The organism is Streptomyces aureoversilis (assembly GCF_042657885.1).
GTDB lineage: Bacteria > Actinomycetota > Actinomycetes > Streptomycetales > Streptomycetaceae > Streptomyces > Streptomyces aureoversilis.
Genome location: NZ_JBHSKJ010000025.1, coordinates 14,063 through 38,917, shown reverse-complemented (window position 1 = coordinate 38,917; position 24,855 = coordinate 14,063). Strand labels below are relative to the sequence as shown.

The 24,855-nt window shown below is 72.3% G+C and carries 24 protein-coding genes; 19 read left to right on the top strand and 5 right to left on the bottom strand.

The window, feature by feature from the left end; translation table 11 throughout:
- Positions 1-38: 38 nt before the first annotated feature.
- Both ACFPP6_RS31995 and ACFPP6_RS31990 read right to left on the bottom strand, forming a co-directional pair.
- Complete coding sequence (locus ACFPP6_RS31995; RefSeq protein WP_382049786.1) at positions 39-1,268, bottom strand: DUF349 domain-containing protein; 1,230 nt, start codon at positions 1,266-1,268, stop codon at positions 39-41.
- Positions 1,269-1,521: 253 nt separating this feature from the next.
- Positions 1,522-2,340: a peptidylprolyl isomerase gene (locus ACFPP6_RS31990; RefSeq protein ID WP_382049784.1), complete on the bottom strand. Its 819-nt coding sequence runs from the start codon at positions 2,338-2,340 to the stop codon at positions 1,522-1,524.
- 187 nt (positions 2,341-2,527) lie between these two features.
- Here ACFPP6_RS31990 and ACFPP6_RS31985 point away from each other — a divergent pair, with 187 nt between their 5' ends.
- From ACFPP6_RS31985 to ACFPP6_RS31970, 4 genes are all read left to right on the top strand, one after another.
- Positions 2,528-3,250 carry an MBL fold metallo-hydrolase gene (locus ACFPP6_RS31985; RefSeq protein WP_058045274.1) on the top strand — a complete coding sequence of 241 codons (723 nt, stop codon included), beginning with the start codon at positions 2,528-2,530 and terminating at the stop codon, positions 3,248-3,250.
- A 10-nt stretch (positions 3,251-3,260) separates the two neighbouring features.
- Positions 3,261-4,523: a histidine--tRNA ligase gene (hisS, locus tag ACFPP6_RS31980; protein ID WP_382049781.1), complete on the top strand. Its 1,263-nt coding sequence runs from the start codon at positions 3,261-3,263 to the stop codon at positions 4,521-4,523.
- 59 nt (positions 4,524-4,582) lie between these two features.
- The gene (locus tag ACFPP6_RS31975; protein ID WP_058045276.1) at positions 4,583-5,245 is read left to right on the top strand and encodes a vitamin K epoxide reductase family protein; all 663 of its coding nucleotides are present in this window, start codon (positions 4,583-4,585) and stop codon (positions 5,243-5,245) included.
- Positions 5,246-5,327: 82 nt separating this feature from the next.
- Complete coding sequence (locus ACFPP6_RS31970; RefSeq protein ID WP_382049779.1) at positions 5,328-6,686, top strand: replication-associated recombination protein A; 1,359 nt, start codon at positions 5,328-5,330, stop codon at positions 6,684-6,686.
- Between the two features lie 150 nt (positions 6,687-6,836).
- Here the strand turns inward: ACFPP6_RS31970 and ACFPP6_RS31965 are convergent, their stop codons facing one another.
- The gene (locus ACFPP6_RS31965) at positions 6,837-7,550 is read right to left on the bottom strand and encodes a DUF2470 domain-containing protein (RefSeq protein ID WP_382049777.1); all 714 of its coding nucleotides are present in this window, start codon (positions 7,548-7,550) and stop codon (positions 6,837-6,839) included.
- A gap of 188 nt (positions 7,551-7,738) precedes the next feature.
- Between ACFPP6_RS31965 and rpsD the strand changes: the two genes are divergently transcribed.
- Entirely contained in the window at positions 7,739-8,353 is a 615-nt protein-coding gene (gene rpsD, locus ACFPP6_RS31960; RefSeq protein ID WP_058045279.1) for a 30S ribosomal protein S4, read from the top strand.
- Between the two features lie 28 nt (positions 8,354-8,381).
- Here rpsD and ACFPP6_RS31955 read toward each other — a convergent pair whose 3' ends face one another.
- A complete protein-coding gene (locus tag ACFPP6_RS31955) occupies positions 8,382-10,601 on the bottom strand; it encodes an ATP-binding protein (protein WP_382049775.1) in 2,220 nt (739 codons plus the stop codon).
- A gap of 180 nt (positions 10,602-10,781) precedes the next feature.
- Here ACFPP6_RS31955 and ACFPP6_RS31950 point away from each other — a divergent pair, with 180 nt between their 5' ends.
- The 14 genes from ACFPP6_RS31950 (at position 10,782) to nusB (ending at position 24,070) form a co-directional block, all read left to right on the top strand.
- Positions 10,782-11,222, top strand: coding sequence for a DUF948 domain-containing protein (locus ACFPP6_RS31950; RefSeq protein ID WP_168091324.1), 441 nt, complete (start codon positions 10,782-10,784; stop codon positions 11,220-11,222).
- A gap of 7 nt (positions 11,223-11,229) precedes the next feature.
- Entirely contained in the window at positions 11,230-11,559 is a 330-nt protein-coding gene (locus tag ACFPP6_RS31945; RefSeq protein ID WP_382049773.1) for a hypothetical protein, read from the top strand.
- On the top strand, positions 11,559-14,228 hold the full coding sequence (gene alaS / locus ACFPP6_RS31940) for an alanine--tRNA ligase (RefSeq protein ID WP_382049771.1): 2,670 nt from the start codon (positions 11,559-11,561) through the stop codon (positions 14,226-14,228). The genes ACFPP6_RS31945 and alaS overlap by 1 nt, the downstream gene beginning before the upstream one ends.
- Positions 14,229-14,233: 5 nt before the next feature.
- Positions 14,234-14,698: a Holliday junction resolvase RuvX gene (gene ruvX, locus ACFPP6_RS31935; protein ID WP_043188057.1), complete on the top strand. Its 465-nt coding sequence runs from the start codon at positions 14,234-14,236 to the stop codon at positions 14,696-14,698.
- A gap of 130 nt (positions 14,699-14,828) precedes the next feature.
- On the top strand, positions 14,829-16,499 hold the full coding sequence (mltG, locus tag ACFPP6_RS31930) for an endolytic transglycosylase MltG (RefSeq protein ID WP_382049768.1): 1,671 nt from the start codon (positions 14,829-14,831) through the stop codon (positions 16,497-16,499).
- A complete protein-coding gene (locus tag ACFPP6_RS31925; RefSeq protein WP_382049766.1) occupies positions 16,496-17,335 on the top strand; it encodes a shikimate dehydrogenase in 840 nt (279 codons plus the stop codon). The genes mltG and ACFPP6_RS31925 overlap by 4 nt, the downstream gene beginning before the upstream one ends.
- A 164-nt stretch (positions 17,336-17,499) precedes the next feature.
- Positions 17,500-18,684, top strand: a complete 1,185-nt coding sequence (gene aroC / locus ACFPP6_RS31920) for a chorismate synthase (protein WP_382049764.1) — start codon at positions 17,500-17,502, stop codon at positions 18,682-18,684.
- The gene (locus ACFPP6_RS31915) at positions 18,681-19,226 is read left to right on the top strand and encodes a shikimate kinase (RefSeq protein ID WP_382049762.1); all 546 of its coding nucleotides are present in this window, start codon (positions 18,681-18,683) and stop codon (positions 19,224-19,226) included. The genes aroC and ACFPP6_RS31915 overlap by 4 nt, the downstream gene beginning before the upstream one ends.
- 7 nt (positions 19,227-19,233) lie before the next feature.
- Positions 19,234-20,325, top strand: a complete 1,092-nt coding sequence (aroB, locus tag ACFPP6_RS31910) for a 3-dehydroquinate synthase (protein WP_382049760.1) — start codon at positions 19,234-19,236, stop codon at positions 20,323-20,325.
- Positions 20,322-20,792 (top strand): type II 3-dehydroquinate dehydratase, encoded by a 471-nt coding sequence (gene aroQ, locus ACFPP6_RS31905; RefSeq protein WP_382049758.1) that lies wholly within the window; start codon positions 20,322-20,324, stop codon positions 20,790-20,792. Before aroB ends, aroQ begins: the two co-directional genes overlap by 4 nt.
- A 196-nt stretch (positions 20,793-20,988) precedes the next feature.
- Positions 20,989-21,813, top strand: coding sequence for an AAA family ATPase (locus ACFPP6_RS31900; RefSeq protein ID WP_382049756.1), 825 nt, complete (start codon positions 20,989-20,991; stop codon positions 21,811-21,813).
- A gap of 96 nt (positions 21,814-21,909) precedes the next feature.
- Positions 21,910-23,016: an aminopeptidase P family protein gene (locus ACFPP6_RS31895; protein ID WP_382049754.1), complete on the top strand. Its 1,107-nt coding sequence runs from the start codon at positions 21,910-21,912 to the stop codon at positions 23,014-23,016.
- 50 nt (positions 23,017-23,066) lie between these two features.
- Positions 23,067-23,633 carry an elongation factor P gene (gene efp, locus ACFPP6_RS31890; RefSeq protein ID WP_168092229.1) on the top strand — a complete coding sequence of 189 codons (567 nt, stop codon included), beginning with the start codon at positions 23,067-23,069 and terminating at the stop codon, positions 23,631-23,633.
- Positions 23,634-23,635: 2 nt separating this feature from the next.
- Positions 23,636-24,070 carry a transcription antitermination factor NusB gene (nusB, locus tag ACFPP6_RS31885; RefSeq protein ID WP_382049752.1) on the top strand — a complete coding sequence of 145 codons (435 nt, stop codon included), beginning with the start codon at positions 23,636-23,638 and terminating at the stop codon, positions 24,068-24,070.
- Between the two features lie 121 nt (positions 24,071-24,191).
- Here the strand turns inward: nusB and bldD are convergent, their stop codons facing one another.
- Positions 24,192-24,692: a transcriptional regulator BldD gene (gene bldD, locus ACFPP6_RS31880; protein WP_004948690.1), complete on the bottom strand. Its 501-nt coding sequence runs from the start codon at positions 24,690-24,692 to the stop codon at positions 24,192-24,194.
- Positions 24,693-24,855 lie beyond the last annotated feature (163 nt).

The window sequence follows — 24,855 nt, the reverse complement described above, 5'->3', positions numbered from 1 at the left end:
CTCCGGCAATAGCCGGAGCCCCTTACTCATGTGGCTGTTCAGCCGCCGAACTCCTCCAGCCCCTTCAGGGCCTGGTCCAGCAGGGCCTTACGGCCCTCGAGCTCCTTGCCGAGCTTGTCGGCCTTCGCGTCGTTGCCCGCGGCACGCGCCTTGTCGACCTGCTCCTGCAGCTTGTCGACGGCCGCCTGGAGCTGGCCGGTCAGACCGGCCGCGCGGGCCCGCGCCTCGGGGTTCGTGCGCCGCCACTCGGCCTCCTCGGCCTCCTGGATGGCGCGCTCCACCGCGTGCATCCGGCCCTCGATCTTCGGGCGGGCGTCCCGCGGGACGTGGCCGATGGCCTCCCAGCGCTCGTTGATCGAACGGAACGCGGCGCGGGCCGCCTTCAGGTCGGTGACGGGCAGCAGCTTCTCGGCCTCGACCGCGAGCTCCTCCTTGTGCGTCAGGTTGACCTGCTGCTCGGCGTCGCGCTCGGCGAACACCTCGCTGCGGGCCTGGAAGAAGACGTCCTGCGCGCCGCGGAAACGGCTCCACAGGTCGTCCTCCGCCTCGCGCTGCGCACGGCCGACGGCCTTCCACTCCGCCATCAGGTCGCGGTAACGCGCGGCCGTCGGGCCCCAGTCGGTGGAGCCGGAGAGGGCCTCGGCCTCGGCGACCAGCTTCTCCTTGGCCTTGCGGGCGTCCTCGCGCTGGGCGTCGAGGGAGGCGAAGTGCGCCTTGCGCCGCTTGGAGAACGCCGAGCGGGCGTGCGAGAAGCGGTGCCACAGCTCGTCGTCGGCCTTGCGGTCCAGGCGCGGAAGGCCCTTCCAGGTGTCGACCAGGGCGCGCAGCCGCTCGCCGGCCGACCGCCACTGCTCGCTCGCGGCCAGCTCCTCGGCCTCGGCGACCAGCGCCTCCTTGGCCGTACGGGCCTCGTCGGCCTGCTTGGCCTTGGCGGCCTTGCGCTCCTCGCGGCGCGCCTCGACCGTCTCGACGAGCTTGTCGAGACGGACGCGCAGCGCGTCGAGGTCACCGACGGCGTGGTGCTCGTCGACCTGCGTGCGCAGGTGGTCGATCGCGGTCGTCGCGTCCTTGGCCGAGAGGTCGGTGGTCTTGACCCGCTTCTCGAGGAGGCCGATCTCGACGACCAGGCCCTCGTACTTGCGCTCGAAGTAAGCGAGGGCCTCCTCGGGAGACCCGGCCTGCCACGATCCGACGACCTGCTCTCCGTCGGCAGTACGCACGTACACGGTCCCCGTCTCGTCGACGCGGCCCCATGGGTCGCTGCTCACAGCGCCTCCTCCACATGATGCCGAGGCCGGCGTGCGGCCCTCGCGCATCGTCCACAGTTGTTCCGGGCAGGGCCGCGCCCTGGCCGGTCCGACGGCTTGATCATTTGGGTGCGGGTAGCCGCCGGATCAGGCACCCTACACAACGCCAACATAGGCGACCGGCGCCCTGGCTGTCCGTATCCCGCGCGACCGAAATTTCGCTCTGCGGGCAACAACCGGGCACCGGAGGCCTGATCGGGGCGCCGGGCCGGGGTCAGGACTTGGCGACCGTCGCCTTGTCGATGACCACCGTCGCGTTCGGGGCGCCGTCACCGGTGCCCTGCGACTCGCCCGCACCGGCGATCTTCTTGAGCGTCTTCATGCCCTCGGCGCCGATCGTGCCGAAGGGCGTGTACGTCGGGGGCAGCGGGCTGTCCTGGTAGACGAGGAAGAACTGGCTTCCGCCGGTGTGCGGCTGGCCGGTGTTGGCCATCGCCACCGTGCCGGCGGGGTAGACGTTCCCCTTGAGCCTGGAGTCCTTGAGGTTCTCGTCGGGCAGGGTGTAGCCCGGGCCGCCCGAGCCGAGGCCCTTCGGGTCGCCGCACTGCAGGACGTAGATGCCGCTGGTGGTCAGGCGGTGGCACTTGGTGTGGTCGAAGTAGCCCTCGCCGGCCAGGAAGTTGAAGGAGTTGACCGTGTGCGGGGCGTTCGCCGCGTCGAGCTTGACGTCGATCGTGCCGCAGGTCGTCTTCAAGTCCATCGCGTACGCCGCGGACTTGTCGATGCTCATCTCCGGCTCCGACTTCCACGTCTTGGTGGCGGGGGAGCCGGGGGCGGCCTTGGCGCACGGGTCGGGACCCTTGGACGGCTTCTGGGAAGCCTCGGGGGCGGCGTCGGCGCTGTCCTTCTTGTCGTCACCGGACAGCGCGCCCGTGGCGTACGCGCCCGCGCCCGCGGCCAGCACCACCGCGAGGCCGGCGGCGATGATCGCGTTCCGGCGCCGGCCCTTGCGCCGGGCCTCCTCGCGACGCTGCTGCTGCCGCTCGAACTTCTCCCGGGCGAGCTGCCGCCGCCGCTGCTCGTTACTGACCACCGGGTCTACTCCTCATACCGATTTGTCCATGTCATGAGCCCTGTGTTGCTGGTGTGCCCGTACCGTATACGGGTTCGCGGCCGCGGGAGTGCCGCCGGTAGGCTCTTGTTCGCAGCCGGTGATCCCCCTGGGGCGCCCCGGCCGCAACCGCTGATGAAATTCTGCTGGTCGATCATTAAGGACGAATGTGCTGATTGCCGGGTTCCCCGCCGGGGCCTGGGGGACCAATTGCTATCTGGTCGCCCCCGCCGCCGGCGAGGAGTGCGTGATCATCGACCCGGGCCACCAGGCGGCCCCCGGGGTCGAGGAGGCGCTCAGGAAGCATCGGCTCAAGCCCGTCGCCGTCGTCCTCACCCATGGCCACATCGACCATGTGGCCTCGGTCGTCCCCGTGTGCGGCGCCCACGACGTCCCGGCCTGGATCCACCCCGCCGACCGCTACATGATGAGCGACCCGGAGAAGGCCCTCGGCCGTTCCATCGGGCAGCAGCTCATGGGCGAGCTGACGGTCGGGGAGCCCGACGACGTCAAGGAGCTGACCGACGGCTCGCGCCTCGACCTCGCGGGGCTGGAGTTCACCGTCGCGCACGCGCCCGGCCATACCAAGGGGTCGGTGACCTTCCGGCTGCCCGAGACCTCCGACGTCCCGTCGGTGTTCTTCTCGGGCGACCTGCTGTTCGCCGGCTCCATCGGACGCACCGACCTGCCGGGCGGTGATCACGCCGAGATGCTCCGGTCGCTGGCACGCGTGTGCCTGCCCCTGGACGACTCGACCGTGGTCCTCTCCGGCCACGGCCCCCAGACCAGCATCGGCCGCGAGCGCGCCACCAACCCGTACCTGCGGGAAGTGGCGGACACGCAGCGCGGCTCCGGAGGCGGCCCTACCGCCGCTCCGCGAAGAGGAATGTGACGATTTTCCCGTGAGTACGTTCAAGGCCCCCAAGGGCACCTACGACCTCAAGCCCCCCACCTCCGCCGTCTACCTCGCGGTCCGCGAGGCCATCGCCGCCCCGCTCAAGCGAGCCGGCTACGGCTACGTCGAGACCCCCGGTTTCGAGCAGGTCGAGCTGTTCTCCCGCGGCGTCGGCGAGTCGACGGACATCGTGACCAAGGAGATGTACACCCTCACCACGCGCGGCGGCGACCAGCTCGCCCTGCGTCCCGAGGGCACCGCCTCCGTGCTGCGCGCGGCACTGGAGGGCAACCTCCACAAGGACGGCAACCTGCCCGTCAAGCTCTGGTACTCCGGCTCGTACTACCGCTACGAGCGCCCGCAGAAGGGCCGCTACCGCCACTTCTCGCAGGTCGGCGCGGAGGCCATCGGCGCCGAGGACCCGGCGCTGGACGCCGAGCTGATCATCCTGGCCGTCGACGCGTACAAGTCGCTCGGCCTGCGGAACTTCCGCCTCCTGCTGAACTCGCTCGGCGACAAGGAGTGCCGCCCCGTCTACCGCGCCGCCCTGCAGGACTTCCTGCGCGGCCTGGAGCTGGACGAGGACACCCGCCGCCGCATCGAGATCAACCCGCTGCGCGTCCTGGACGACAAGCGCGAGGACGTCCAGAAGCAGCTCGTCGGAGCCCCGCTCTTCCGCGACCACCTGTGCGAGGCCTGCAAGGCCTACCACGAGCAGGTGCGCGAGCTGCTGACCGCCGCGGGCGTCGAATTCGAGGACGACCCCAAGCTCGTCCGCGGCCTCGACTACTACACCCGCACCACCTTCGAGTTCGTCCACGACGGCCTCGGCTCGCAGTCCGCGGTGGGCGGCGGCGGCCGTTACGACGGCCTGTCCGAGATGATCGGCGGCCCCGCGCTGCCGTCCGTCGGCTGGGCACTCGGCGTGGACCGCACGGTCCTCGCCCTGGAGGCCGAGGGCATCGCGCTCGACCTGCCCTCGCCGACCGACGTCTACGCCGTCCCGCTGGGCGAGGAGGCCCGCAAGGTCCTCTTCGGCGTGGTCACCGAGCTGCGCCGCAACGGCGTCGCCACCGACTTCGCGTTCGGCGGCAAGGGCCTGAAGAACGCGATGAAGTCGGCCAATCGCTCCGGCGCCCGCTTCGCGGTCATCGCGGGCGAGCGCGACCTGGCCGAGGGCAACGTGCAGCTCAAGGACCTGGAGAGCGGCGAGCAGAAGGCCGTCGCCCTCGCCGACGTCGTGGGTGAAGTCCTGGCCAAGCAGGGCTGATTGCATGTCCTCTGGTGCAGAATGGGCGCCAGGGACCGACTGATGGGATCAACGGCGCTATGACCACTTCGGCACTCGACCGCTCCGACACCGACGGCGAGGAGCGGGACGGCCCCGCGACGGGCGCCGCCGGCGGCAGCCGCGCGTTCGCGCTGCTGCTCGTCATCACGGGTGCGCTGGGGCTGCTCGCCGCCTGGGTCATCACGATCGACAAGAACAAGATCCTCGAGGCCAAGGCGGTCGGGAAGACCTTCACCCCCGGGTGCAGCCTCAACCCGATCGTCTCCTGCGGCAACATCATGGAGAGCGAGCAGGCCCACGCCTTCGGGTTCCCCAACCCGATGCTGGGGCTCGTCTGCTACGGCGCGATCATCGCGATCGGCCTGGCGGTGCTCTCGGGCGCTCGCCTGCCCCGCTGGTACTGGCTCGGCATGCAGGCCGGCACGCTCTTCGGCGTCGGCTTCTGCACCTGGCTGCAGTACCAGTCGCTGTACGTCATCGGGTCGCTGTGCCTGTGGTGCTGCCTGGCCTGGGTCGCCACGATCTTCATGTTCTGGTACGTGACCGTGCAGAACATCAGGCACGGCTTCATCCCGCTGCCGGACGGCCCGCGCCGCGCGGTCCTGGAGTTCCACTGGGTGGTCCCGGTGCTGTGGGTCGGCATCATCGGCATGCTGGTCCTCACCCGGTGGTGGGACTTCTGGACGGGCGGCACCGCCTGACCGCCCTCGCACCTGGCTCGATCGAGGCCGCCGGACCCCTGGTCCGGCGGCCTTGTCAGTGCAGTGGCATAGGGTTTCGAACGTGGAGCCAGACCTGTTCACCGCCGCCGCAGAGGACCGCCAGGAGAAAGACCCGGCGAGCAGTCCCCTGGCCGTGCGCATGCGCCCCCGCACGCTCGACGAGGTCGTGGGGCAGGGGCACCTGCTCAAGCCCGGCAGCCCGCTGCGGAGGCTGGTGGGGGAGGGCAGCGGCGGTCCGGCCGGCCCCTCGTCGGTGATCCTCTGGGGCCCGCCCGGCATCGGCAAGACGACTCTCGCGTACGTCGTCAGCCAGGCCACCAACAAGCGCTTCGTGGAGCTCTCCGCCATCACCGCCGGCGTCAAGGAGGTGCGGTCCGTCATCGACGGCGCGCGCCGCGCCTCCGGCGGCTACGGCAAGGAGACGGTGCTCTTCCTGGACGAGATCCACCGCTTCAGCAAGGCTCAGCAGGACTCCCTGCTGCCCGCCGTGGAGAACCGCTGGGTCACGCTCATCGCGGCCACCACGGAGAACCCCTACTTCTCGATCATCTCGCCGCTGCTGTCCCGCTCCCTCCTGCTGACCCTGCAGGCCCTCACCGACGACGACCTGCGGGGGCTGCTGCACCGCGCCCTCACCGACGAGCGCGGGCTCGGCGGCGCGGTGACCCTGCCGGAGGACGCCGAGGCGCATCTGCTGCGGATCGCCGGCGGCGACGCCCGCCGCGCCCTCACCGCCCTGGAGGCCGGCGCCGGCTCGGCCATCGCCAAGGGCGACGCCGAGATCACCCTGGAGACGCTGGAGGACTCGGTCGACCGGGCGGCGGTGAAGTACGACCGCGACGGCGACCAGCACTACGACGTCGCGAGCGCCCTGATCAAGTCGATCCGCGGCTCGGACGTCGACGCCACGCTGCACTACCTGGCCCGCATGATCGAAGCGGGCGAGGACCCGCGGTTCATCGCGCGCCGGCTGATGATCTCCGCGAGCGAGGACATCGGCCTGGCCGACCCGACGGCCCTGCAGACGGCGGTCGCCGGTGCGCAGGCGGTCGCGCTGATCGGCTTCCCCGAGGCGCGGATCACGCTGAGCCAGGTCGCCATCGCGCTGGCCCTGGCCCCGAAGTCCAATGCCGCGTACCTCGCCATCGACGCCGCCCTCGCGGACGTCCGCGCGGGCCTCGCCGGGCCGGTGCCGCCGCACCTGCGGGACGGGCACTACAAGGGCGCGGAGAAGCTGGGGCACGCGCAGGGGTATCTGTATCCGCACGATCTGCCCGGGGGCATCGCGGCGCAGCGATACGCACCGGACGCGGTGCAGGGCAAGCGGTACTACGAGCCGACGCGGTACGGGGCGGAGGCCCGCTACGCGGACGTCGTCGAGCGTGTGCGTGTCCGCTTGCGCGGCGAGCAGGAGGGCTGATCGGGGTTCGGCACCGCCGGACAGGTCCGTTCGGCTTCTCGCCGTTGCGGCAGATGCCAGGTGCCGGGCAAGCACCTTGCATCCGCCGCAATGGTGCGCAACCCCCGTGATGGCGTCCGGCAGTGCCGGGACCCGCTCAGCCGGCCCCCGTCAATCCGAGGCCGCCTCGAACAACGTGTGCATCGCCCGGCGCAGGCCGACCACGTCGCGGACCGGCTCCGGGAACTCGAAGCGCGCGTCGAAGGACCGGTCCGCGGGCGCCCCGCCGCCCGCGCGGGTGAACCGCACGCGCAGCCCGAAGCGGTCCAGCGCCAGCGGCACCGCCCGGTCGCCCGCGCGGCGCACGTCCTCGGCCCGCTCGCCGAGGAGCGTGTAGAGCGCGCGCACCTGGTCGCCGTGGCCGGAATGCAGGTGTTGCAGCAGCTCGGCCTCGTGGCAGACGAGCGGGTCGGGGTGGGCCCGGGCGAACTCCTCCGGCTCCACGTCCTCCGCGCCCCACAGGTCGTCCACGCTCGCCTCGCCGACCTCCAGGCGCACCATCATGCGGCCGGGCTCGGTCACGCCGGGGACGCAGGTGACCCAGCCGGAGACCCAGGCGCGGCCGCGGATGCGGTTGGGCACGGAGACCGGGGCCACGTCGGTGAGCTCCAGGACGGCGGCCAGCTCGTCGTCCTGGGCGTGGGTCGCGGCGCGCACGGCCGGGCTGTCGGAGGGGAAGACAAGGAAGATCTCGCCGTCGGGGCCGACGCTGCGCGCCTCGGGCGCCAGCTGGTCGGGGCGGGTGACGGCGGCCCCTGGAATCAGCAGTACCGCGGAGCATGTACTCTGTACGAGAGTTCGTGTGCGCTCGGCTGCTGACGGCATCCGCGCGATTTCAAGTCCGCTGGGACGCGGCTGACCACGATCTGATCGGACCTCCGTCACGTCGGCGCCATCGAGAGCGTCCGTCTTCTGCGTGCTGTCCGTGATGTGACTGGTGTTCCCCGGGCGAGACATGCGATCTCCTTGAGTAAGGTAAGCCTAACCTAACCTATTTCGGAGGTCTGGAGAACGTGCCTAACCAGTCGCGTCCCAAGGTCAAGAAGTCTCGTGCGCTCGGCATTGCGCTGACCCCGAAGGCCGTCAAGTACTTCGAGGCCCGCCCCTACCCGCCGGGTGAGCACGGCCGTGGCCGCAAGCAGAACAGCGACTACAAGGTCCGTCTGCTCGAGAAGCAGCGTCTGCGCGCCCAGTACGACATCAGCGAGCGCCAGATGGTCCGTGCCTACGACCGCGCCCGCAAGGCCGAGGGCAAGACCGGCGAGGCCCTGGTGGTCGAGCTCGAGCGCCGCCTCGACGCCCTCGTCCTGCGTTCGGGCATCGCCCGCACCATCTACCAGGCCCGTCAGATGGTCGTCCACGGCCACATCGAGGTCAACGGTGGCAAGGTCGACAAGCCGTCCTTCCGCGTCGCCCCGAACGACGTCGTGATGGTCCGCGAGCGCAGCCGCAGCAAGCCGCTGTTCGAGACCGCCCGCGCCGGTGGCTTCGCCGCCGAGGGTGAGACCCCGCGCTACCTGCAGGTCAACCTGGGCGCCCTGGCCTTCCGCCTGGACCGCCTGCCCAACCGCAAGGAAGTTCCGGTCATCTGCGACGAGCAGCTCGTCGTCGAGTACTACGCCCGCTGATCCAGCCGACGTAGCTCTTCCTTCACGCTCAGCCCGCTGTCTCCCCGGCCCTCGTGGCCGGCGGGGCGGCGGGCTGCCGCGTTTCCGGGACCGGGGTGCGCCCGCGCAGCGCCCGCGCCGTCGCCGCGTCCGCATCGAGCAGGGCGCCCTCGCGCACGTACTCCTCGTAGCGCCGCCGCCCCAGCCGCTCGCGCAGCCGCCGCTCGCACAGCGCGTGCGGGGCGTTGAAGAAGCGGGAGCCGAACAGCGGCAGCCCCACCGAGCGCCACAGCCGCCCTGCCGCTCCCTGCAACACCGCGGCCTCCGCGGCCCCGTCCGGGCCGCCCTCCTCCAGCGTCACCAGGGCCAGCAGCTCGATCGCGAGGACGGCGCCCACCAGGTCGTGGAAGGCGTGGTCGATCGCCAGGCACTCCTCCAGCAGTGCCCGGGCCCGCGCCCGGTCCCCGCCGCTCCAGGCCGCGAAGCCCAGGACGTACAGCGCGTAGGCCAGGGTCCAGCGCTCGCCGTGGTCCGCGCAGACGTCCCGGACCTCCTCGCACAGCGTCACCGCCCCTGCCAGGTCCTCCTGGAAGGCGATCGCCATCGCGAGCTCCACCTGAGCCATCAGCACGTTGCTGTTCAGCTCGCCGGCCTCGCGGTAGCGGGCGAGCGCGGACCGCAGGAGCCGTTCCGCGCCCGCCATGTCGTCGGAGACCAGGGCCAGGCAGCCGGTGCGGTGCTCGGCGTAGGCGAGGGCCCGGTCGTTTCCGGAGCGCTCGGCCGTCGCACGGCACTCGCCGAGCGCCGTGAGCGCGCCCGCGGAGTCGCCCTGGAGCACCGCCACGTAGCCGAGCACCCACAGGGCCTTGAGCCGCGTCTCCTCGTGGGCCCGCTCCGGCGTCACCTCCAGGGCCCGCTCCAGCCAGTGCCGCCCCTCCGCGAGCCGGCCGCAGCCCACCCAGCAGAACCACAGCGTCGCCGCCAGGTACTGGCCGATGTGGGCCTCCCCGGCGTCCTCCAGGCTGTGCTCCAGGGCGATCCGCAGGTTCGGCAGCTCCGCGCCGACCCGGGCGGCCACCTCCGCCTGCCGGGGGCTGAACCAGTCGAGCTCGCACCAGGTCGCGAGCCCCATGTACCAGTCGCGGTGCCTGCGGCGCATCCGCCGGGTCTCGCCCAGGGCGTCCAGCCAGCCCGCCCCGTACATCCGGACCGTGTCCAGCAGCCGGTAGCGCGTGCCGAGCGGGGTGTCCTCCCGGACCACGACGGACTGCGCCACCAGCTCGCTCAGCACGTCCGGCAGCCTGTCGGCGGGCAGCTCCGGGCCCGAGCAGATGTACTCCGCCGCCTCCAGCTCGAAGAGGCCGGCGAAGACCGTGAGCCGGGCCCACAGCAGCCGCTCCGCGGGGGTGCACAGCTCATGGCTCCAGCCGATGGCCGTGCGCAGCGTCTGATGGCGCGGCAGCGCGCCGTGCCGGACGCCGCTCAGCAGCCGGAAGCGGTCGTCCAGCCGCTCCAGCACCTGGCCGGCGGACAGGGCGCCCAGCCGCCCGGCCGCCAGTTCCAGGGCCAGCGGGATCCCGTCGAGCCTGCGGCACAGCTCGGCCGTGGCCGCGCCGCCCGCCTCCCCGGCCCGGAAGCCCGGGTGCACGGCCGCGGCCCGCTCCTCGAAGAGGGCGACGGCCTCGGCGTCCGGCATCGGCGCCAGCGCGAAGACGTGCTCGCCCTCCACGCGCAGGGGCCGCCGGGACGTGGCCAGCACGCGCAGCCCGGGCGCCCGCGCCAGCAGCTCGTGCACCAGGCCGGCGCAGGCCCCGGCGAGGTGCTCGCAGCCGTCGAGGACGAGCAGCAGGCTCCGGTCGGCGAGCTGTTCCAGCAGGCAGGCGCGCGCCGGCCGGCCGGTGTGATCGGTCAGCCCGAGCGCCGCGGCGACCGCGTGGTCCAGCAGGGCGGGGTCGGTGAGGGCCGAGAGCCCCACGAGCCGCGCCCCGTCGCAGAAGCGATCCTGCAGCCGTGCTGCCGCCCGGGCGACGATCCGGCTCTTGCCGACGCCCCCGACCCCGGTGACCGTCACCACGCGCGCCCGCTCCACGTACCCCGCCAGGGCGTCCAGCTCGCGCTCCCGGCCGACGAAAGAGGACAGCTCGGCGGGCGGACTGCCCGGAGGGCGGGTGCGGGCGGCGGCCCGGGTGCCGTCGGGACGGGGCCCGTGGGGTGTGCGGGGCTCGTGAGGGAGGGGTCCGGGGTGCGGGGAGCCGGAGAGCGGTGACATGGCACACAGAGGGTACTGACGGGGATGCGCACCGTAAACACCCGCTTCGCGGGCCCGCGGGGCTCGGCGGCAAATGCGGTGCGGGCCCCGATGCCCGGCGCGATAAGGTCAGTACCTGCCCAGAAATACAGCCGGGCAGGTACAGAAAGCGACGAAGACCAGCTAGGGAGCGGGTGCATCGTGTCCGGTGGAGAGGTGGCCGGGATCCTCGTGGCCGTCTTCTGGGCCATTCTGGTGTCCTTCATCGCCTTGGTGCTGGTGCGGCTCGCGCAGACGCTCAAGGCGGCCACCAGACTGGTCGCGGACGTCACCGAGCAGGCCGTGCCGCTCCTCGCCGACGCCTCGGCGACGGTCCGCTCCGCGCACACCCAGCTCGCCCGCGTCGACTCGATCGCCGCGGACGTCCAGGAGGTCACGGCGAACGCCTCGGCGCTCTCCTCGACCGTCTCCTCCGCCTTCGGCGGCCCGCTGGTCAAGGTCGCCGCCTTCGGCTACGGCGTGCGGCGGGCGATGGGCCGCAAGGCCGCCCCCGAGCCGGAGCGCTCCGTCTTCGTCGGCAAGGCCGGCGGCCGCCCTCTGCCGTCCGCACGCGCCGGCCGCCGCACCCGTGGGAAGGGTTGACCCAGGAATGTTCCGCCGCACCTTCTGGTTCACGACCGGTGTAGCAGCCGGTGTCTGGGCCACCACCAAGGTCAACCGGAAGCTCGCCAAGCTCACCCCGGAGAGCCTGGCCCTGCAGGCCGCGGACCGAGCGGTCATCGCCGGGCGCAAGGTCAAGCTCTTCGCGCTGGACGTCCGCGACGGCATGGCGCACCGGGAAGAGGCGCTCAAGGACGCGCTCGGCCTCACGGCCGCGCCGCCCGCCCCCGAGCACCGCGCGCTCCCCGGCCAGCGCCACCTCGTGGCGATCGACCCGCAGCACACCTACCACTCGCACACCCGGAAAGAGGACCACTGATGGAGTCGGCTGAAATCCGCAGGCGCTGGCTGCGCTTCTTCGAGGAGCGTGGGCACACCGTCGTGCCGTCGGCGTCGCTCATCGCGGACGACCCGACCCTGCTCCTGGTCCCCGCGGGCATGGTGCCCTTCAAGCCGTACTTCCTCGGCGAGGTCAAGCCGCCCTTCACGCGCGCCACCAGCGTGCAGAAGTGCGTCCGCACCCCGGACATCGAAGAGGTCGGCAAGACCACCCGCCACGGCACGTTCTTCCAGATGTGCGGCAACTTCTCCTTCGGCGACTACTTCAAGGAAGGCGCCATCAAGCTCGCCTGGGAGCTGCTCACGACTCCCGTGGCGGACGGCGGCTTCGGCCTGGAGCCGGAGAAGCTCTGGATCACCGTCTACCTCGAGGACGACGAGGCCGAGCGCATCTGGCGCGACGTCGTCGGCGTGCCCGCCGAGCGGATTCAGCGCCTGGGCAAGAAGGACAACTACTGGTCCATGGGCGTGCCCGGCCCGTGCGGCCCGTGCTCCGAGATCAACTACGACCGGGGCCCGGAGTTCGGCGCCGAGGGCGGCCCGGCCGTCAACGACGAGCGCTACGTGGAGATCTGGAACCTGGTCTTCATGCAGTACGAGCGCGGCGCCGGCGACGGCAAGGAGGACTTCCCGATCCTCGGGGAGCTGCCGTCGAAGAACATCGACACCGGTCTCGGCCTCGAGCGCCTCGCCATGATCCTGCAGGGCGTGCAGAACATGTACGAGACCGACACCCTGCGCGTCGTCATGGACAAGGCCACCGAGCTGACGGGCGTCCGCTACGGCGCCGCCCGGGACACCGACGTCTCGCTGCGCGTGGTCGCCGACCACATGCGCACCTCCACCATGCTCATCGGCGACGGCGTCACCCCCGGCAACGAGGGCCGCGGCTACGTCCTGCGCCGCATCATGCGCCGCGCCATCCGCAACATGCGCCTGATGGGTGCCACCGGCCCCGTCGTGGCCGAGCTCCTCGACGTCGTCATCAAGACGATGGGCCAGCAGTACCCGGAGCTGGAGACCGACCGCAAGCGCATCGAGACGGTCGCCCTCGCCGAGGAGGCCGCCTTCCTCAAGACGCTGAAGGCCGGCACCAACATCCTCGACACCGCCGTGACGGAGACCAAGGCCTCCGGCGGCAAGGTCCTGGCCGGCGACAAGGCGTTCCTGCTCCACGACACCTGGGGCTTCCCGATCGACCTCACCCTGGAGATGGCCGCCGAGCAGGGCCTCTCCGTGGACGAGGACGGCTTCCGCCGCCTGATGAAGGAGCAGCGGGAGCGCGCCAAGGCCGACGCCAAGGCCAAGAAGACCGGTCACGCCGACCTGTCCTCCTACCGCGAGGTCGCCGACACCGCGGGCGAGACCGAGTTCACCGGCTACACCCGCAACGAGAACGAGTCCACGATCGTCGGTCTCCTCGTCGACGGCCTGCCCTCGCCGGCCGCCACCGAGGGCGACGACGTCGAGGTCATCCTGGACCGCACCCCCTTCTACGCCGAGGGCGGCGGCCAGCTGGCCGACACCGGCCGCATCAAGCTCGACACCGGTGCCGTGATCGAGATCCGCGACGTGCAGAAGCCCGTGCCGGGCGTGCACGTCCACAAGGGCGTCGTCCAGGTCGGCGAGGTCACCGTGGGTGCCTCCGCCTACGCCGCGATCGACGTCACGCGCCGCCGGGCCATCGCCCGCGCCCACTCGGCCACCCACCTCACCCACCAGGCCCTGCGCGACGCGCTCGGCCCGACGGCCGCCCAGGCCGGCTCGGAGAACTCGCCGGGCCGCTTCCGCTTCGACTTCGGCTCGCCGGCCGCCGTGCCCGGCACCGTGCTGACCGACGTCGAGCAGCGCATCAACGAGGTCCTCTCCCGGGAGCTCGACGTGCAGGCCGAGGTGATGAGCCTGGACGAGGCCAAGAAGGCCGGCGCCATCGCCGAGTTCGGCGAGAAGTACGGCGAGCGCGTGCGCGTCGTGACCATCGGCGACTTCTCCAAGGAGCTGTGCGGCGGCACCCACGTGGGCAACACCGCCCAGCTGGGTCTGGTGAAGCTGCTGGGCGAGTCGTCCATCGGCTCCGGCGTGCGCCGTGTCGAGGCCCTCGTCGGCGTCGACGCCTACAACTTCCTGGCCAAGGAGCACACGGTCGTCGCCCAGCTCCAGGAGCTCGTCAAGGGCCGCCCGGAGGAGCTGCCGGAGAAGATCTCCGGGATGCTCGCCAAGCTCAAGGACGCCGAGAAGGAGATCGAGCGCTTCCGCGCCGAGAAGGTCCTGCAGGCCGCCGCGGGCCTGGCCGAGGGCGCCAAGGACGTGCACGGCACCGCCCTGGTCACCGGCCGCGTCCCGGACGGCACCGGCGCCGACGACCTGCGCAAGCTCGTCCTCGACGTGCGCAGCCGCATCAACGGCGGCCGCCCGGCCGTGGTCGCGCTGTTCACGGTGGCCAACGGCCGTCCGCTGACGGTCATCGCCACCAACGAGGCCGCCCGCGAGCGCGGTCTCAAGGCCGGCGACCTGGTCCGCACGGCCGCCAAGACCCTCGGCGGCGGCGGGGGCGGCAAGCCCGACGTCGCCCAGGGCGGCGGCCAGAACCCCGAGGCCGTCGACGAGGCCATGGCCGCCGTCGAGCGCCTCGTGGCCGAGGCGGCCTGATCCCCGTGCGCCGAGGAAGACGCATCTCCGTCGACGTCGGGGACGCCCGGATCGGGGTCGCCTCGTGCGACCCCGACGGGATCCTCGCCACGCCGGTGGAGACCGTGCCGGGGCGTGACATCCCCAAGGCCCACAAGCGGCTCGTGGAGATCGTCGCGGAGTACGAGCCGATCGAGGTCGTCGTCGGCCTGCCCCGTTCCCTCAAAGGAGGGGAGGGGCCGGCCGCGGCCAAGGTGCGCACCTTCGCCAAGGAGATGGCGCGCCGCGTGGCGCCCGTGCCGGTGCGCCTCGTCGACGAGCGGATGACGACGGTGACGGCCACGCAGGGCCTGCGCGCCTCGGGCGTCAGCTCGAAGAAGGGCCGGTCCGTGGTCGACCAGGCGGCCGCGGTCGTCATCCTGCAGAACGCGCTGGAGACCGAGAAGGTCTCCGGCAGGCCCCCGGGCGAGACCGTCGAAGTGGTCATCTGATCGCAGTACGGTAACGTTCCGCGCTGAACAAGGCAGCCGCCCGGCTGACGTCTTCGACGACGGCCGGGCGACTGGGAACCGCGCTCCTCGGAGCGCCCACCTGCTGCCGCTGCGCGGCTCTAGGGGATCGATGACTGAGTACGGCCGGGGCTCCGGCTCCCAACCGTGGCATCCTGACGACCCGCTGTACGGGGACCAGGGCTACAGCGGACAGCAGCAGCATCCGCAGCAGTCGCAGCAGCCTCAGTACGGTCACGGCCAGCAGCAGTACGGCTGGGACCCCTCGCAGGGCGGGCAGCCGCAGGGCGGCCGGCAGCAGTACGGGCAGCAGGACGGCGGCACGTACGGCGGGGGCCAGGGCGGCGACTACTACGGCGTGCCCGACGGCTATCAGCAGCAGCCGCAGCAGCCCCAGCACCAGCAGCCCCAGCATCCGCAGCAGCCGCACGGCCACGGCCGGCAGGGGCATCAGCAGCCGCAGCAGGCCCAGCAGCAGGCCCATCAGGCCCAGCAGCAGTCGCAACAGCACCAGGGCTACCAGCCGCAGCAGGAGTGGTCCGAGCCCGACGAGGAGAAGATCTCCCTCTTCGACGACCTGCCCCCCGCCACCGGCCGCCCCGGCGAGCGGGACGGCGAGGCCGCGGCCGGGGACGAGCCCGAGGACGACGAGCCCCGCGAGGAGCGCTCCCGCGGCCGCGACCGCCGCGGCAAGGGCAAGAAGCCCAAGAAGAACAAGCGCCGCAGCGGTACCGCCTGCCTGGTGGTCGCGGTGGTCCTGCTCGGCGTCGTGGGCGGTGGCGGCTACTTCGCCTACGACTACTGGCAGACCCACTTCGGCGCCGCGCCCGACTACGAGGGCCAGGGCAGCGGCGAGGTGCGGGTCGAGATCCCCAAGGACTCCAGCCTCACCGCCATGGGCCGGGTGCTGCACGAGGCGGGCGTCGTCAAGAGCGTGGGCGCCTTCACCGAGGCCGCGGGCAAGAACCCCAAGGGCAAGGCCATCCAGGCCGGCACCTACACCCTGCGCAAGGAGATGTCGGGCGCCGCGGCCGTCGAGATGATGACCAACGCGGCCAACTTCCTGACCATCGCCGAGGGCCGGCGTGCCGTCCAGGTCTACGCGGCCATCGACGAGAAGCTCGGCCTCGCCGCGGGCACCACCGAGGGCGTCGCGAAGAACCAGGCGAAGAGCCTCGGGCTGCCCGCGTGGGCCAACACCGACCCGAAGATCAAGGACCCGCTGGAGGGCTTCCTCTTCCCCTCGCAGTACAGCGCGGGCAAGGGCACCAAGCCGGAGACCATCCTCAAGCAGATGGTCGCCCGGGCGAACGAGAACTACGCCAAGCAGGACCTGGAGGGCAAGGCCCGCGAGCTGGGCCTGAAGTCCCCGCTCCAGCTGATCACCGTGGCCAGCCTCGTCAACGCCGAGGGCATGACGCACGACGACTTCCGCAAGATGGCGCGGGTCATCTACAACCGCCTCAAGCCCACCAACACCGAGACGAACGGCAAGCTGGAGTTCGACTCGACGTACAACTACGTCAAGAACCAGAGCAAGCTGGACCTCAGCCCCAAGCAGATCCGGGCCCTCGACCACCCGTACAACACCTACTTCTACAAGGGCCTGCCCCCCGGCCCCATCGGCAACCCCGGCGAGCAGGCCCTCAAGGCGGCCATGGACCCGGAGCCGGGGGACTGGTACTACTTCGTCTCCATCAAGGAGAAGACGACGTTCACCAAGAACCTGCAGGAGCACCAGAAGCTCGTGGACGAGTTCAACAAGAGCAGGAAGTCGCAGTGAGCCGGCCCGAGGAGCGCCGCCGCGCCGCCGTGCTCGGCTCGCCGATCGCCCACTCGCTCTCCCCGGTCCTGCACCGCGCCGCGTACGCGGAGCTGGGCCTGGGGCAGTGGAGCTACGACCGCTTCGAGGTGGACGAGGCCGCGCTGCCCGCGTTCCTCGGCGGGCTGGACGGCAGCTGGGCGGGGCTGTCCCTGACCATGCCGCTCAAGCGTGCGGTGATCCCGCTGCTCGACGAGGTCAGCGAAACGGCCGCCTCCGTCGAGGCCGTCAACACCGTCGTGTTCACCGAGGACGGCCGCCGTCTCGGTGACAACACCGACATCCCCGGCATCGCCGCGGCCCTGCGCGAGCGCGGCGTGACCGAGGCCGGCTCCGCCGCCGTGCTGGGCGCCGGTGCCACCGCTTCCTCGGCCCTCGCCGCCCTCGCCGGGATCTGCACCGGCGAGGTCACCGTCTACGTCCGCAGCGAGGCCCGTGCCGCCGAGATGCGCGAGTGGGGCGAGCGGCTCGGCGTGGCCGTCCGCACCGCGGACTGGTCGCGCGCCGCCGAGGCCCTCACCGCCCCGCTGGTCATCGCCACGACCCCGGCCGGGGCCGCCGACGCGCTCGCGGGCGCCGTCCCGGAGCGCCCCGGCGCCCTCTTCGACGTGCTCTACGAGCCCTGGCCCACCCCGCTGGCCGCGGCCTGGTCCGCGCGCGGCGGCGCGGTCCTCGGCGGCCTGGACCTGCTGGTTCACCAGGCCGTCCTCCAGGTCGAGCGGATGACCGGCTGCCCGCGGGCCCCGCTGGCCGCCATGCGCGCCGCCGGCGAGGCCGCCCTGGCCGCCCGCGGCTGACGTAATCCGGCCATCCGCTGACCAGGACCTGACTCAGTCCTTCCCACAACGCGGACCGGAGGGCGGTCCGGGCCCCGCGGCATGGGAGGATCAGGAGTGGCGGGCCGGGGCCGCGCACCCGGACGCCGCTAGATCCGAGGCGCGCGCGAGCAAGAGGAGTCCCGTTGAGCAGGTTGCGCTGGCTGACTGCCGGTGAGTCGCATGGTCCGGCACTCGTGGCGACGCTGGAGGGCCTGCCCGCCGGTGTCCCCGTCACCACGGACATGGTGGCGGACCACCTGGCCCGCCGGCGGCTCGGCTACGGCCGCGGCGCGCGCATGAAGTTCGAGCAGGACGAGGTCACCTTCCTCGGCGGCGTGCGCCACGGTCTGACGATGGGCTCCCCGGTCGCGGTCATGGTGGGCAACACCGAGTGGCCGAAGTGGGAGAAGGTCATGGCGGCCGATCCGGTGGACCCGGAGGAGCTGGCGTCGATGGCCCGCAACGCCCCGCTGACCCGCCCCCGCCCCGGCCACGCCGACCTGGCGGGCATGCAGAAGTACGGCATCGACGAGGCGCGTCCGATCCTGGAGCGCGCCTCCGCGCGCGAGACCGCCGCCCGCGTCGCGCTCGGCGCCGTCGCCCGCTCCTACCTGAAGGAGACGACGGGCATCGAGATCGTCTCCCACGTCATCGAGCTGGCGGCGGCCAAGGCCCCGCTCGGTGTCTACCCCACGCCCTCGGACGTCGAGAAGCTCGACGCCGACCCGGTCCGCTGCCTGGACGAGGCGGCGAGCAAGGCGATGGTCGCGGAGATCGACCAGGCCCACAAGGACGGCGACACCCTCGGCGGCGTCGTCGAGGTCCTGGCCTACGGCGTGCCCGTCGGCCTGGGCTCGCACGTGCACTGGGACCGCCGTCTGGACGCCCGCCTGGCCGCCGCCCTGATGGGCATTCAGGCGATCAAGGGCGTCGAGGTCGGCGACGGCTTCGAGCTGGCCCGGGTGCCGGGCTCGCAGGCCCACGACGAGATCGTCTCCACCGAGGACGGCATCCGCCGCACCTCCGGCCGCTCCGGCGGCACCGAGGGCGGTCTGACCACGGGCGAGCTGCTGCGCGTCCGTGCGGCGATGAAGCCGATCGCCACCGTGCCGCGCGCCCTGCGCACGGTCGACGTGGCCACCGGCGAGGCCGCCCAGGCCCACCACCAGCGCTCCGACGTCTGCGCGGTCCCGGCCGCCGGCATCGTCGCCGAGGCGATGGTCGCCCTGGTCCTGGCCGACGCCGTGGCGGAGAAGTTCGGCGGCGACAACGTCGCCGAGACCCGCCGCAACGTCCAGGGCTACCTCGAGAACCTGGCCATCAAGTGACCACGCCCGTCGTCGTGCTGGTGGGCCCGCCGGGAGCCGGCAAGTCCACCATCGGTGCCCTGCTCGCGCAGCGGCTGGGCACCGGCTACCGCGACACCGACGCCGACATCGAGAAGACGGCCGGCAAGCCCATCCCGGAGATCTTCATCGACGAGGGCGAGCCGCACTTCCGCGAGCTGGAACGGCAGGCCGTGCGCGCGGCCGTCGCGGAGCACACGGGCGTGCTCTCCCTCGGCGGCGGCGCGATCATGGACGACGGCACCCGTGCCCTCCTCTCGGGGCTGCCGGTGGTCTTCCTCGACGTCGAGCTGGCCGACGCCGTACGGCGCGTCGGCCTCGACGCCCCGCGCCCGCTGCTCGCGGTCAACCCGCGGCAGCGCTGGCGCGAGCTGATGGAGGCCCGCCGCCCCCTCTACACGGAGGTCGCCCGGGCCACCGTCGCCACCGGCGGCCGCACGCCGGACGAGGTCGCCGGCGCGGTGCTGGCGGCCCTGGACCTGGCGCCGGCTCCGCGGGACCGAACACAGGACACCACGCAGTGAGGAACGCATGACCGACGCCCCCACCCGCATCCAGGTCGCCGGCAGCGCGGGCACCGACCCGTACGAGGTCCTGGTCGGGCGACAGCTGCTGGGCGAGCTGCCCGGCCTCATCGGCACCAAGGCCAAGCGGATCGCCGTGCTCCACCCCGAGGCCCTCGCCGAGACGGGCGAGGCCATCCGCCAGGACCTGGCCGCGCAGGGCTACGAGGCCATCGCGATCCAGCTGCCCAACGCGGAGGAGTCCAAGACCGTCGAGGTCGCGGCCTACTGCTGGAAGGCACTGGGCCAGACCAACTTCACCCGCACCGACGTCATCGTCGGCGTGGGCGGCGGCGCCACCACGGACCTCGCCGGCTTCGTCGCCGCCACCTGGCTGCGCGGCGTGCGCTGGATCGCCGTGCCCACCACGGTGCTGGCCATGGTCGACGCCGCCGTCGGCGGCAAGACCGGCATCAACACCGCCGAGGGCAAGAACCTCGTCGGCGCCTTCCACCCGCCGGCCGGCGTCCTGTGCGACCTGGCCGCGCTGGACTCGCTGCCGGTGAACGACTACGTCAGCGGCCTCGCCGAGATCATCAAGGCCGGCTTCATCGCCGACCCGGCCATCCTCGACCTGATCGAGGCGGACCCCGAGGCCGCCCGCACCCCCTCCGGGCCGCACACCGCCGAGCTGATCGAGCGCTCGATCCGGGTCAAGGCGGAGGTCGTCTCCGGCGACCTCAAGGAGTCCGGCCGGCGCGAGATCCTCAACTACGGTCACACCCTCGCCCACGCCATCGAGAAGAACGAGCGCTACAACTGGCGCCACGGCGCGGCGGTCGCCGTGGGCATGGTCTTCGCCGCCGAGCTCGGCCGCATCGCCGGCCGCCTCGACGACGCGACGGCCGACCGCCACAGGGCGATCCTCACCTCGGTGGGCCTGCCGGTCACCTACCGCGGCGACCAGTGGCCCAAGCTGGTGGAGACCATGAAGGTCGACAAGAAGTCCCGCGGCGACCTGCTGCGCTTCATCGTCCTCGACGGCCTCGCCAAGCCCACGGTCCTGGAGGGCCCCGACCCGGCGATGCTGCTGGCCGCTCACGCGGAGATCGCCGCGTGAGCGGGGCAGGGGAGGGGCAGGCGCGCCGGGTCTTCGTGCTCAACGGCCCCAACCTCGGCCGGCTCGGCTCCCGCGAGCCCGACGTCTACGGCTCGACGTCCTACAAGGGCCTGGTCGAGGAGTGCACCCGGCTCGGCGGCGAGCTCGGCTTCGCCGTCGAGGTGCGCGAGACCAACGACGAGGGCGAGCTGGTCCGCTGGCTGCACGAGGCCGCCGACGGATCGGTCCCCGTCGTCATCAACCCCGGTGCGTTCACGCACTATTCGTACGCCATGCGTGACGCGGCCGCCCAGCGCACCGCGCCGCTCATCGAGGTGCACATCTCCAACCCGTACGCCCGCGAGGAGTTCCGTCACACCTCCGTGATCGCGGCCGTCGCCAGCGGCACGGTCGCGGGCTTCGGCATCGGCTCCTACCGGCTCGCGCTGCGGGCCCTGGCCGAGGAGCTCCCGGGCTCGGGCGGCTGACGCCCCGGCCGGTTCCCGGCTCGTCTCCCGGTTGATTCCGCCCACTTCGGGCACTTCCCGCCTTCCCCGGCCGTTCACCCCACGGCGGCCGGGGCAAGGGGGGCGGGCCCGGTGCTCTCCGGTACTCTCCCCTCCTGGCCGGCCCCGCGGCCCTTCACCACGCGCCAGTCGCCCGCACGAGACGGAGTGCCACCGGATGCAGCACGCAGTGGGAGCGCCGCTGCCACCGCCCCCTGGGCAGGGGCCCGGCAGCCGGCTCGGCGGCCACCCGCCGATGGGGTCCCACCCCGTACCGCCCGTCCCGCCGGTCCCCGCCGCCCCGCCCGCCGCGGGTCCGGCCCCCGGCTGGCCCGCCTCGCCGCCCCCGCAGGCGCCGCCTCAGCCGCCGCCCGCCGACGCGACGGGCCACCTCATGCTTCCGCAGGGCGCCCCCGTGCCCGCAGCCCAGCCCGTCGATCCCGCCCACGCCGCCGTCGCCGTGCTCCTCATCGGCCCGGCCGGCGCCGGGAAGACCACCGTGGCCCGGCACTGGGCGGACACCCGCCGCGTGCCCACCGCCCACATCAGCCTCGACGACGTCCGCGAGTGGGTGCGCTCCGGCTTCGCCGATCCGCAGTCCGGCTGGAACGACCACTCCGAGGCGCAGTACCGCCTCGCCCGCCGCACCTGCGGCTTCGCCGCGCGCAACTTCCTGGCCAACGGCATCTCCTGCATCCTCGACGACGCCGTCTTCCCCGACCGGCCCGCCGTCGGCCTGGGCGGCTGGAAGCGCCATGTGGGCCCGGGCCTGCTGCCCGTCGTCCTGCTCCCGGGCCTGGAGGTCGTCCTGGAGCGCAACGCCGAGCGCACGGGCAACCGCCGCCTCGGCGACGAGGAGGTCGCCCGCATCCACGGCCGGATGGCCGGCTGGTACGGCTCGGGCCTGCCCATCATCGACAACTCCCAGCAGGACGTCACCACCACGGCCCGCCTCCTCGACGAGGTCGTCGCCCGCTCGCTGGCCAGTCCGGCCGGCTGCTGACGGGCCCGGCGCCCGGCTCCGCGGGCCGCGGGCGCCGCTGCCCGGTCGGACGCGCTGGGACGGCCGCCCGCGGAGCCCGGCCGTACGCTCGGAGACATGTCCGAGGTGTACGCGGCCCGCCGCGCCCGGCTGCGCGAGCGCTGTCACGCGGCCGGGAGCGAGGCCGCCCTGGTCTCCGGGAACGCCAACGTCCGCTATCTGGCCGGTACCGCCCCGGCCGGGGCGGCGCTGCTCGTGTGCCCCGGCCAGGACGTCCTCCTGTGCCCCTGCGACCCCTGTGGCATCCCCACCCTCGCCCGCCCCGCGGAGGACCTGCGCGTCGTCGTGCTGGACGGGGCCGACGGCGACCCGGCCGTCGCGGGCGCCGAGCGGGCCGTGGCCGCCGGGGCCGGCTCGCTGGCCGTGGAGGAGCACCACCTGACGGTCTCCCGCCACCGCGCCCTGCAGTCCGTCGCGCCGCGGCTGCGCCTGACGGACCTGGGCACCGCCGTGGAGCAGCAGCGGCTCGTCAAGGACGACGAGGAGATCTCCTCCCTGCGCATCGCCGCGGAGATCGCCGACCAGGCCCTGGGGGAGCTGCTGGAGTCGATCCTGGTCGGGCGCACCGAGCGGCACCTCGCGCTGGAGCTGGAGCGGCGGCTGGTCGACCACGGCGCCACGGGCCCGGCGTTCCCCACCTCCGTCGGCACCGGGCCGAACTCGGGGCTGGCCGGGCACCTGCCGAGCGACCGCCGCGTGGAGGAGGGCGACTTCCTGAGCGTGTGCGTCGGGGCGGACTACCGCGGCTACCGCAGCGAGATCGGGCGGACCTTCGTGATCGGCACGAGCCCGGCGGACTGGCAGATCGAGCTCTACGACCAGGTGTTCGCCGCCCAGCGGGCCGGCCGGGAGGCGCTCGCGCCGGGCACTCCCTGCCGGGACGTGGACCGCGCCGCGCGGGTGGTGCTGGAGGCCGCGGGCCACGGTGATCGCGTCGGACCGCGGATCGGACACGGCGTGGGGCTCGAAAACGACGAGGACCCTCGGCTGACACCTTCCGCAATGGGTAAACTGGACGCTTGCGTGCCGGTCACCGTAGATCCGGGGGTACACCTCCCGGGCCGCGGCGGCGTCCGGATCGATGACACGCTCGTCGTCCGCCCCGAGGCGGACGGCGGACCCGAGCTACTCACCATTACGACCAAAGAGCTGCTCGCGCTCTAGCCGGGCGCACCGCACTTTCTGGTTCCACCAGTCCAGGAGATACCGCAACCGTGGCATCCACGAACGACCTCAAGAACGGCATGGTGCTCAAGCTCGAAGGCGGCCAGCTCTGGTCCGTCGTCGAGTTCCAGCACGTCAAGCCCGGCAAGGGCCCCGCCTTCGTCCGTACGAAGCTGAAGAACGTGCTCTCCGGCAAGGTCGTCGACAAGACCTTCAACGCCGGTGTGAAGGTCGAGACGGCCACCGTCGACCGCCGCGACATGCAGTTCTCGTACATGGACGGCGAATACTTCGTCTTCATGGACATGAAGGACTACGACCAGCTGATGATCGACCGGAAGGCCGTCGGCGACGCCGCGAACTTCCTGATCGAGGGCTTCGAGGCCACCGTCGCCACGCACGAGGGCGAGGTGCTCTACGTCGAGCTCCCGGCCGCCGTCGAGCTGGTCATCGAGCACACCGACCCGGGCGTCCAGGGCGACCGCTCCACCGGCGGCACCAAGCCCGCCAAGCTGGAGACGGGCTACGAGATCCAGGTCCCGCTCTTCGTCACCACCGGCGAGAAGATCAAGGTCGACACGCGCACCGGCGATTACCTCGGCCGGGTGAACAGCTAACCGTGGCTGCCCGCAGCAAGGCCCGTAAGCGCGCCTTCCAGATCCTCTTCGAGGCCGACCAGCGCGGCATCACCGTGCAGAACGTCCTCGCGGACTGGATCCGGCACTCGCGGTCCGACGACCGCCAGCCGCCGGTCAACGAGTACACGATGCAGCTGGTCGAGGGGTACGCCGAGCACGTCGCCCGGATCGACGAGCTGATCGCCACCTACGCGGTCGACTGGGACCTGGACCGCATGCCGGTCGCGGACCGGAACATCGTGCGGCTCGGTGCCTACGAGCTGATCTGGGAGGACGGCACCCCGGACGCGGTGGCGATCGACGAGGCGGTGCAGCTCGCCAAGGAGTTCTCCACCGACGAGTCACCGGCCTTCGTCAACGGTCTGCTCGCCCGCTTCAAGGAGCTCAAGCCGGGTCTCCGGCGCGACGAGAAGTAAGCGGTCCGGCTCGTGCGAGCCGGGTCCGCCGCACAAAAGACGAACCGCCTGGGGCGGGAAACCGGAGGTTTCCCGCCCCAGGCGGTTTTGTCATGGCCGGTCGCGATGACCGGACAGGCCGTCAGGCGTCCTCGTGCTGGACCGCGCGGCGCGCATCCGCATCGAGCACGCCCCAGCTGATCAGCTGCTCGGTGAGCACCGAGGGCGACTGATCGTAGATGACGGCGAGGGTCCGCAGGTCGTCCTGGCGGATCGAGAGGACCTTGCCGTTGTAGTCGCCGCGCTGGCTCTGGATGGTCGCCGCGTAACGCTGGAGCGGGCCCGCCTTCTCGGCCGGCACGTGGGCCAGGCGCTCAAGGTCCAGGACCAGCTTCGGCGGCGGCTCGGCAGCGCCGCCCGGCGTGGTGCCGGGCAGCAGTTCCTGCACGGGAACCCCGTAGAAGTCGGCCAGCTCGGCCAGGCGCTGCACGGTCACGGCACGGTCGCCGCGCTCGTACGAACCCACTACGACGGCCTTCCAGCGGCCCTGGGACTTCTCCTCCACGCCGTGAAGGGAGAGGCCCTGCTGGGTGCGGATGGCGCGGAGCTTGGCCCCGAGCTGTTTGGCGTATTCGCTGGACATAAAGCTCCCCGGACGCTATATCGACGTGCGACGGCGTCTTCTGCGACTGCCGCGTGTCTGGTAACTCACTGTGAGGTTACGCAGCGTAATCTGACTTCGTCAAGCCGAATGGTCCACACCGTCCGCCAGTAGGGGTGACGGGGAGCGTCCGATGGCGGGCCTG